Annotated in this window: 7 protein-coding genes; 4 read left to right on the forward strand and 3 right to left on the reverse strand. The window is 68.0% G+C overall.

Going from position 1 to position 6,335, the window contains the following annotated elements; translation table 11 throughout:
• Positions 1–203: 203 nt before the first annotated feature.
• A complete protein-coding gene (locus QOI01_RS11515) occupies positions 204–1,370 on the forward strand; it encodes an NsdA family TPR-like regulatory protein (RefSeq protein WP_526380964.1) in 1,167 nt (388 codons plus the stop codon).
• Positions 1,371–1,374: 4 nt separating this feature from the next.
• Positions 1,375–2,097 carry a creatininase family protein gene (locus QOI01_RS11520; RefSeq protein ID WP_526380966.1) on the forward strand — a complete coding sequence of 241 codons (723 nt, stop codon included), beginning with the start codon at positions 1,375–1,377 and terminating at the stop codon, positions 2,095–2,097.
• Positions 2,098–2,258: 161 nt separating this feature from the next.
• Here QOI01_RS11520 and QOI01_RS11525 read toward each other — a convergent pair whose 3' ends face one another.
• Both QOI01_RS11525 and QOI01_RS11530 read right to left on the reverse strand, forming a co-directional pair.
• The gene (locus QOI01_RS11525; protein WP_526380968.1) at positions 2,259–3,212 is read right to left on the reverse strand and encodes a phosphotransferase family protein; all 954 of its coding nucleotides are present in this window, start codon (positions 3,210–3,212) and stop codon (positions 2,259–2,261) included.
• Entirely contained in the window at positions 3,209–4,579 is a 1,371-nt protein-coding gene (locus QOI01_RS11530; RefSeq protein ID WP_526380970.1) for an NsdA family TPR-like regulatory protein, read from the reverse strand. The genes QOI01_RS11525 and QOI01_RS11530 overlap by 4 nt, the downstream gene beginning before the upstream one ends.
• A gap of 638 nt (positions 4,580–5,217) precedes the next feature.
• On the opposite strand from QOI01_RS11530, the gene QOI01_RS11535 reads away from it, so the two are divergent.
• Together QOI01_RS11535 and QOI01_RS11540 are read left to right on the forward strand one after the other, a co-directional pair.
• Positions 5,218–5,490 (forward strand): hypothetical protein, encoded by a 273-nt coding sequence (locus tag QOI01_RS11535; RefSeq protein ID WP_526380972.1) that lies wholly within the window; start codon positions 5,218–5,220, stop codon positions 5,488–5,490.
• The gene (locus QOI01_RS11540) at positions 5,487–5,840 is read left to right on the forward strand and encodes a hypothetical protein (RefSeq protein ID WP_526380974.1); all 354 of its coding nucleotides are present in this window, start codon (positions 5,487–5,489) and stop codon (positions 5,838–5,840) included. Before QOI01_RS11535 ends, QOI01_RS11540 begins: the two co-directional genes overlap by 4 nt.
• Here the strand turns inward: QOI01_RS11540 and QOI01_RS11545 are convergent.
• Positions 5,816–6,335: hypothetical protein (locus QOI01_RS11545; protein ID WP_526380976.1), on the reverse strand; the 520-nt coding region annotated here is incomplete at its 5' end. The two genes, QOI01_RS11540 and QOI01_RS11545, sit on opposite strands and share 25 nt — an antisense overlap.

The raw sequence follows: 6,335 nt of genomic DNA on the forward strand, positions 1-6,335 counted from the left end.
GTTGTCACCCCGGCTGCAAGTCCGCCCGATGAACTTTCTCCCCGCGACTGCGTCGTGCCGGTATCGTGTTCGGCACGACGTCAACGGTCCCTGGAGGAAAGTGGTCCACGTTGGCCCAATCGCTCGCCGCTGACCGGACCTCCAACGCCAAGCTGAAGGACGTCCGGCATCACCGACCCTCACCCACCCGGCCGGGACAATGCATGTCGCGCCCCGAATTGGCGTCTGCCGTCAACGACGGACTACACGCCATGGGAGTGATGAACAGCGACATCGACGGAAACTACGTCGGCAAGCTAGAGCAGGGAAAAATCCGCTGCCCGCGCGAGGAGACTCGCCGCATGGCGATTCGCCCCGCGCTGGGCGTCGACAGCGATGACGAGCTCGGATTTTCCATGTTTCGCCACAGCAATATCGATCCCCCTCTCGTCGGCGACTCTCACGCGCTGGCTGATGTTCCGCTCATGCCGGTGATCGATCTCCCGGACTCTGTTGACGAATGCACCTGGTTGGACAGTCTCGATACCCTAGCCGCCGAAATCGAGCTCAAAGGCAACTTCGGCGCTCACCAGAAGGCTCTAGGTCAGTTCCGATCACTCAGCCAGGTCTCCGCCCGGAAATTCTCCTCATTTACGGCTCAGCAATACGCCCTTGCCCGCTGGGCGGAACGACTGAGTTGGATCTGTGACAACGATGGACAGGACGAAGCCGCGATGTGGCTTTCCCGCGCCTACGACCACGCGGTGAAAGCCGGCCAAACCCACTTCATTGCCTACGTGCTGATGCGCCAAAGCCAGCGGTCGCTCGACGCCGGTGACGCGCGGAACGCCGTCGTGCACATCCGAGCCGCCCTATCGGAGCCCGCGCTGCCGCTGCGCACCCGGGCACTGTGCATGACCCGCCTCGCCGAGGCGTTCGCGCTCGCGGGCGACGACACCAGCCTCGAACACGCTGACACCGCCGCCCGGTACAGCGCGGCCCCGGACGAAGACCCCGCCGCGGCGGTGGCACGGCACTGCGATGCCCGGTATGTCAACGCCGTCGATGGTCGCTGCCGAAATCTGCTCGGCGATCACGCCGACGCTGTGGTTGTTCTCCAAGACGTCCTCGCCGACGAGACGCCGGCGCCCGCCGCGGATAAAGGACTTTGGCTTACCCACCTCGCCGAGGCCTACCAGCCGTCGAGTCCCGAGCACGCCGCCGCCACCGGCCAACGCGCCCTCACCCTGTTCCACCAGTCCGGGTCAACCAGGATCGTCCGAGCGCTCCAACCGCTCGCGCTGCGGCTGCGACCCCGGCGCCGCCTCCCGATCGTCAATGAGTTCCTTACCGCTCATCGCGAGGCGCTCACCGCCGGGCTGACAGGATGAGGGTGTGGATCACTACCCCTTGACGACCTCTGCCGACGTCCGCCAACGGCAGCCGACGGTCGCCATCCTCCCGATCGGCAGCTTCGAGCAGCACGGCGACTATTTACCGCTGGCGACCGACACCGCAGTCGCCGTCGCCATCGCTCGACACCTCGCCACCAGCTACAACGTCCTCGAACTTCCCGCCCTGACGATCTCCTGCTCGCACGAGCACGCAGCCTGGCCCGGAACGGTCAGCATCAGCCACGTCACTCTCACCTCGATCATCACCGACATCGCCAGTTCCCTGACCGCGCAAGGCATCAACCGGCTCGCTCTCATCAGCGGACACGGCGGGAACTATGTCCTGAGCAACATCACCCAGGAGGCCAACGCCGCTCGGCCGGCCAGCATGACACTCTTCCCGACGCGAACCGACTGGGAAACTGCACGTCAAGCAGCGAAGCTGGAATCCGCCGCGCATGACGACATGCACGCCGGCGAGTTGGAGGTCTCCGTCCTCGCCGCTGCCTGGCCAGAGGCAATCCGTCCCGGCGCGTACGCAGCAGATCACCTCGCGTCCGAGCGCTCCATGCTGCTCGTACACGGCATGGAGGCCTATACGGTCAGCGGTGTCATCGGCCAGCCTTCCGCCGCCACAGCCGCCAAGGGCCACATGCTCCTAGCAAGTCTTGCCGAATCATTCGCCCATCACCTTGCGGCACTTCGCGTGGCGGACCACGAATGACGCAGACGCTTAGGAACGGAGCGCAAGACCTTCGATGACGCTACGGCCGTTTTTCCAAACTCAGCTCGAGGCTCCGCTCTTCAGGCCGGTCGATGATTGACCACCCTGTGGTGGCTCCAGCCGCAGAGATCCCGGAACGTGGTCGCCGTCGGCATAGACCATCACCGTCGGTCGCTCACGCCTGAGACTCCTTCCAGCGCGGCGAAGGGTGTCCAGCGGGCGGACGAATCGTCTCGTCTGATGGAGTCGAGCCGGATTTTGAACTCTTGCTGGATGGCCGGGGAGGTGCCCATCCGTGGGAGGGCGCCGGCGACCATTTTGAGTTCCCGGGCTTGGCGGAGGATGGGCCAGGCGGGGTCGGTGGTGACGTCGTAGCCGTACGCGGCGGCCAGTTGGGCGTGGGCGCCGGGCCGGCTGAATCGGGCTTCGCCGACGGGGACGGCGACGAGGTCGAATTGCCAGGGGCCTTGGCAGGTGGCGTCGAAGTCGCCGAGCACGACGTGCTGTGGGTCAGCACGCAGGAGATTCCCGACGTGGGCGTCGCCGTGGACCAGGGATGGAGCCTGTGCCAGGTTGAGGGCGGTGGTCTGGGGTTCGAGGCGGTGGCACCAGGCGAGCAGGAAGTCGCGGTCGGCCTCAGTGAGGGCTTCGGCGTCGGCGATTCTGGCACGGGTGTCGCCGACCGGATCCCAGGCCGGGAGATCGAAGGGCGGGGTTCCGAGGTGGTGGAACGCCCGGAGGGTGTGGCCGAGGTCGGACACGTCGGGCTTGGGCGGTGTCGGTGGGAGGTAGACCCAGACGGTCGCGGCGAGCCCGTCGACCTCGAGTGGCTGCGGCCGGTCCAGCCCGGCGAGGCGGATGGTGGGGGCGTTCACGTCGGCGAACCAGGCGCCGAGGGCTGCGGCTTTCGCCGCTCGGTGGCCGAGGGACCGTGATCGGGTGATCCGGATGACGGCGTCGGCGTCGGGTACAGCGAAGATGGCGTTGTTCGACAGTTGGAGCAGTCTCAGCTCGCCGTCGAGGTGGAGGTCGTCGGCGAGTTTCTCGGCGGTGCGGCGCATCGCGGCTTCGCTGAACCTGCCCTGCGAGGTGGCGGTGGTGCGACTGTCGGTCATGCGGCTTTCCCGGGTTGGAGGACGAGGCGGCGGAAGTCGGCGAGGCCGCTGTGCTGGGTAGCGGCGGGGATGTCGCGGGCGAGGTTGTGGATGCGGTCGCGGACGCGTTGCGAGCCGAGGCGGCGGCCGTGGTCGACGACGGCGGAACCGATTGCTAATGCTTGGTCGGGTTCGCCGGCGAGGACCAGCGCGCTGCACAGGCCGACTTCGTTGAGGACGGTGCTGCGGACGTTCTGCGGGCCGAACACGTCGATGGCGGCCTGTGTCCAGGCGACCGCGGTATCGGCCTGGTGAGGGTCAGTGCGGGCGAGGTCGCGGTAGACCCGGCCGCGCTGGGCGAGAAGTTCACCTCGGTCGTAGAAGGACATCCAGCCGGGTTCCCGCTCAGGCTTGATCCGGTCGAAACGGGCCGTGGCGGCGTCCAACGTGGTGGTGGCGCCGTCGTAGTCGCCGAGCGCGGCCAGCGACGCGGCTTCCGCGCCGAGGAGCATGGCCAGCAGCGCGGGTGTGGCTCGGTCGGCCAAGTCCGCGCGAGCGAGCCGCAGCGTTTCCAGGGCGTCCTGGTTGTGGCGCTGGTGCTGGAACTGCCGGGCTTGGCAGTAGCGGATCCGAGCGGTGAGCCGAGGGTCTTCGGCGGCTTGCGCGGCTCGTTCGGCGGCGAGCCAATGCCGGCTGGCGTCCTGGTGGCGGCCGGCGTCGAAGGAGGTCCAGCCGGCCAACTGCCGGGCCGACGCGACGGCCGCGGCGAGTTGGCCTCTGGTCGCGTCGGCGGTGGCGTGGGTGAGTAGGGCGGAGGTGGCTTCAGCGAACCGGCCGACGTCGTCGCAGAGGGCGCCACCGCCGTGTTCGTAGTCCACCGACCGGTACAGCACGGTGACCGCTTCGATCCTCGCCGCGTCGCTGAGGGCGACCCGTCGCCGGGCGTGGGACGGGGTCAGCTCAAACAGCCCAAGGCTGCTAGCGATCGCGGTGATCGAGCTGACCAGGTCGTGCCGCGGCTGGCCGGCCTCGACGGCGGGTCCGATCTCGGCGGGGCGGACCAGCGCAACCGTCGCGGCGGCGACGGCGGTCCGGGGGCGGCGGCTGATGTAGAAGCCGAGGTCGCGGTCGGCGCTGACCTGCAGCACGTGGCGTAGTGCGGCGCGTTTTCCGGCGCTGGGCCACCGGTGCTTGCCCCGCTCCAGTTTCCCCAGATAGTTGCGGTCGAACGGGGCCTCGCGCGGGTAGTGGACGGCCAGCCAGGCATTGGCCTGGTCGGCGAGCTCTTGCCGGGACATGGGCCTGCCGGAGCCGGACAGCGACATGATGCGGCGGCGGGCGGCCTGCAGGTCGCTGTTGCCGAGGACCGGCTCAATGTCGACGTCCACCCTGTCAGCCTTTCACCACGGTAGTGCTGGTCCAAGACCCGTCGCCGCTACGACCGGGCGCACATTTTTAGCGACAACGGCGGACACGTGTCGACCGTTCGGGAAAAGCGTAACCCGATCAGGGAGAGCGCGGGTACGCGAATGAGTCGCCGGAATGGGGAAAGTCCAGGTCCCGGAAATGCCTCCCCGCAACCCTCCCCGTAAAGCTCCCCGCAAATCGGCCTTCCCGGCATGACCGACTGTCCGTGATCGTTAGGTAGCAGCGACAACCACGCCTTGCTGCAGCAGAGCCTTAAAACAACGGTCCAACAAGGATTTGCGCCGCGACAACCGGGCCGGTTGCCCGCCGGCTTGGCACGATTGGTAATGCTTTCTAATGGGTGAGGTCGAGAGATGAGGCACTACCCGCGCTATCGACGGTTCCGGCTCGGTCGGCCGCAATGCGCATGCGGTCTGCGTTGGCCGTGTCCGGACCGCACATCCTGGGCCGACGGCGCTCCGATCCCGGACGGCGAGCCCTACCGCCTGGCGTACCGCCCTGGCCTCACGGAAGCCACCATGGCATTCAGCCTGATCGGCCGGGCCGGCCAACTGACTCCAGCCCAGGCGCGGCGCGCCGATCATGGGGATGGCCGCTGATGCCGACACCGCTGCTGCCGATGACCCGTCACCTCCCGGTCCGCCCATCGTGGGCGTGCCGGGATTGCGCGAGGCCATGGCCATGTGCGGCGAGCAGAAGCGAGCTCGCCGTCGAGTTCTCCCGACGCCCGGCGTTGCTGCTGCACTACATGTCGGCGCAGGTGGTGGCGTTCACCGACGACCTGTCCGAGCGCGGGCTCCTACCGGAAGCAGAGCACGTCTTTCCCCGGTTCATCGACTGGGTCCGGGCCGTCACCAGGTCGGCGGCATGAACCTGCGGCATTACCCTCCGGCCCGCACCATCCACGACGTCGGCTGCCCGGACGCGCCGCCGGGACAGATCGTCTTCCGGGCCAGCAGTCTGCTGCCGGCCTACCCGAATGCGGTACCGCACACCTGCTTCACCCGCGACACCGTGCTGGACAACCGTGATGTCGTCGCGGAAGCCGTCGAGTACGAACCCCACCCCTACCGGCCCTCGGGCGCTACTCAGCCGGACGCGGGGTACGGCCCCTGTGCCGAACCTGCCGTGGCACCCACCCGGACGGGCCGGAACCGGCTCATCCGGCTGGCGTCTACCCGACGTCCGGGCAGCAATCATGAGCGGACCGGCTCGCTCTGAACTTGCCGCCGTCGGTCCAACACTGGCCCCGGCGTAATCGCCGCATCCTGGCCGAGCGGCAGGGATGGCCTGAAGGGGCCGTCGAGGCCTGCGAACAGATCGAGTCTGTCTTCCCGGACTGGCACCCGAGCTGGCGGCCGGTCAACCTCGTGAAGGGGTTCGAGCGGCCCGCCGGCTTCTACGCCGTCCGGAGAGAGAAACGCTGGAACGAGCACGACGCTTACGGACCCAATGCGGCAACTCTGGTCGCCGACATCGAGCGGCACACAGCCAAGATCCGACGATGATCTGCTGGCGCACCAACTCACGAGCGCGGTGTCGACGAAGGCCAGCCAGGTGGCGATCACCGGATCGGTCAAATAGCGCTCCAGGCTGCGCATCCCTGGGAGGGGCACCGGGTGGCCCGCGGCGTGCAGCAGGCCGGCGAGATCGCGTTGTTGCCGTTCGACAGCGTCGTCCAGGTCCAGGCGCCACAGCCGGGCTCGGGCGTGGAGC

The sequence above is a fragment of the Mycobacterium sp. genome (genome assembly GCF_032162605.1).
In the GTDB taxonomy this organism is placed as follows: Bacteria; Actinomycetota; Actinomycetes; order Mycobacteriales; family Mycobacteriaceae; genus Mycobacterium.

What these genes read in the sequence shown, in the direction of transcription:
- QOI01_RS11535 (WP_526380972.1), top strand. Translation starts at nt 5,218, where the DNA reads ATGCCGACACCGCTGCTGCCGATGACCCGTCACCTCCCGGTCCGCCCA.
- QOI01_RS11525 (WP_526380968.1), bottom strand. Translation starts at nt 3,212, where the DNA reads ATGACCGACAGTCGCACCACCGCCACCTCGCAGGGCAGGTTCAGCGAA.
- QOI01_RS11515 (WP_526380964.1), top strand. Translation starts at nt 204, where the DNA reads ATGTCGCGCCCCGAATTGGCGTCTGCCGTCAACGACGGACTACACGCC.
- QOI01_RS11540 (WP_526380974.1), top strand. Translation starts at nt 5,487, where the DNA reads ATGAACCTGCGGCATTACCCTCCGGCCCGCACCATCCACGACGTCGGC.